Origin of the sequence: Streptomyces sp. NPDC012510 (assembly GCF_042955065.1) — a bacterium.
Lineage (GTDB): Bacteria > Actinomycetota > Actinomycetes > Streptomycetales > Streptomycetaceae > Streptomyces.
In genome coordinates, this window is sequence record NZ_JBIBEN010000085.1 from 1 (window position 1) to 1,362 (window position 1,362).

The window sequence follows — 1,362 nt, forward strand, 5'->3', positions numbered from 1 at the left end:
GCCGAGGAGGTCGTGGCGTTCGCGCGGGAGCACGGTCTGCCGATCGCGATCAAGGCGGCGTTCGGCGGTGGCGGGCGTGGCCTGAAGGTGGCCCGCACGCTGGAGGAGGTGCCCGAGCTGTACGACTCGGCCGTGCGTGAGGCCGTCGCGGCGTTCGGGCGGGGCGAGTGCTTCGTGGAGCGTTACCTGGACAAGCCCCGGCATGTGGAGACGCAGTGTCTGGCCGACACCCACGGCCATGTGGTCGTGGTCTCCACCCGTGACTGCTCGCTGCAGCGCCGCCATCAGAAGCTGGTGGAGGAGGCCCCGGCCCCGTTTCTGTCCGATGCGCAGAACGCCGAGCTGTACGCCGCTTCGAAGGCGATCCTCAAGGAGGCCGGTTACGTCGGCGCCGGCACCGTCGAGTTCCTCGTGGGCCTGGACGGCACGATCTCCTTCCTGGAGGTCAACACCCGTCTGCAGGTCGAGCACCCGGTGACCGAGGAGGTCACCGGTATCGACCTGGTCCGCGAGATGTTCCGTATCGCCGACGGTGAAGCCCTCGGCTACGACGACCCACCGATGCGCGGCCATTCCTTGGAGTTCCGGATCAACGGCGAGGACCCCGGCCGGGGTTTTCTGCCCGCGCCCGGTACCGTCACCACCTTCGCGCCGCCCTCCGGCCCCGGCGTCCGGCTGGACGCGGGTGTGGAGTCCGGCAGTGTGATCGGTCCCGCCTGGGACTCGCTGCTGGCCAAGCTGATCGTCACCGGCGCCACCCGGCAGCAGGCGTTGCAGCGTGCCGCCCGCGCTCTGGAGGAGTTCACCGTCGAGGGCATGGCCACCGCCATCCCCTTCCACCGCAAGGTTGTCACCGACCCGGCCTTCGCCCCCGAACTGACCGGCTCCACCGACCCGTTCACGGTCCACACCCGCTGGATCGAGACCGAGTTCGTCAACGACATCAAGCCCTTCGCCGCGCCCACGGACACCACCGAGGCCGACGACGACGCCGACCGCGAGACGATCGTGGTCGAGGTCGGCGGCAAGCGCCTGGAGGTCTCCCTGCCGGCCGCTTTGGGCATGACCCTGGCCCGTACCGGTCTCGCCGCCGGTGCCAAGCCCAAGCGCCGCGCCGCGAAGAAGTCCGGCCCCGCCGCCTCCGGCGACACCCTCGCTTCCCCGATGCAGGGCACCATCGTCAAGATCGCGGTCGAGGAAGGCCAGGAGGTCAAGGAGGGCGACCTCGTCGTCGTCCTCGAGGCCATGAAGATGGAACAGCCCCTCAACGCCCACCGCTCCGGCACCATCAAGGGCCTGACCGCCGAGGTCGGCGCCTCCATCACCTCCGGCGCGTCAATCTGCGAGATCAAGGACTGACCC

Annotated in this window: 1 protein-coding gene; it reads left to right on the forward strand. The window is 69.8% G+C overall.

Going from position 1 to position 1,362, the window contains the following annotated elements:
• Nucleotides 1-1,359 (forward strand): biotin/lipoyl-containing protein (locus tag ACFY9I_RS42475; protein ID WP_391012894.1); only part of this gene is annotated, 1,359 nt, incomplete at its 5' end.
• Nucleotides 1,360-1,362: the final 3 nt, after the last annotated feature.